The organism is Bacillus sp. LR--39 (assembly GCF_053613335.1).
In genome coordinates this window covers 1-734 of the sequence record NZ_JBSIOT010000813.1, presented here as the reverse complement: position 1 = coordinate 734, position 734 = coordinate 1, and the positions used below count along the sequence as shown (strand labels likewise).

General features: G+C 45.4%; 1 pseudogene. It reads right to left on the bottom strand.

Going from position 1 to position 734, the window contains the following annotated elements:
* Nucleotides 1-734 (bottom strand): annotated as a pseudogene (gene ltaS / locus ACWHAR_RS26705) (lipoteichoic acid synthase); the annotation flags it as partial.

Sequence of the window (734 nt, the reverse complement as noted above, 5' to 3'; positions counted from 1 at the left end):
CCTTCACGGCGGCAGCGTGGATAAAGAGCGGCACCCGTTGAAGCTGGGCGTGGTCGTAATCAGTGATTTCATCCTTGCCAAGCACTTTCGCCATCGCTTTATTGTGGTTTTCAGAGATGCCGTAGTGGTCTCCGTACATCACAATAATCGATTTATCATATAACCCGTCTTTTTTCAGATCATTGAAGAATTGTTCAATGGACTGATCAAGGTAATGGGCTGACTGGAAGTAGTTATCGACGACAGAGTCACCAAAGTCTCCAGCCGGGAAGTCTGTATCCCCCTCATCCATTCCGAATGGGAAGTGGTTGGACAGGGTAATGAACTTCGTATAGAACGGCTGCGGCAGGCTTTCCAGCAGCGGCATTGATTCTTTGAAGAACGGTTTGTCTTTCATGCCGTAGTTTTTCGTGTTTTCTTCGTTCATGTCATAGTAGGCAGAATCAAAGAATTTATCAATGCCTTCCGCTTTGTACATTTCGTTACGGTTCCAGAACGTCTGCGTGTTCCCGTGGAAAGTAGCAGATGTGTAATTCTTAGACTTCAGAATCGCCGGAACGGATTGCAGCGTGTTTTGCGCTTTGTTTACGAAAACTGAACCTTGAGCCAGCGGGTACAGAGAGTTTTCCATCATAAATTCAGCATCAGATGTTTTGCCTTGTCCCGTTTGGTGGAAAAAGTTATCAAAGTAGAACGTTTCGTTATCATGTGCCAGTTTATTTAAGAACGGTGTC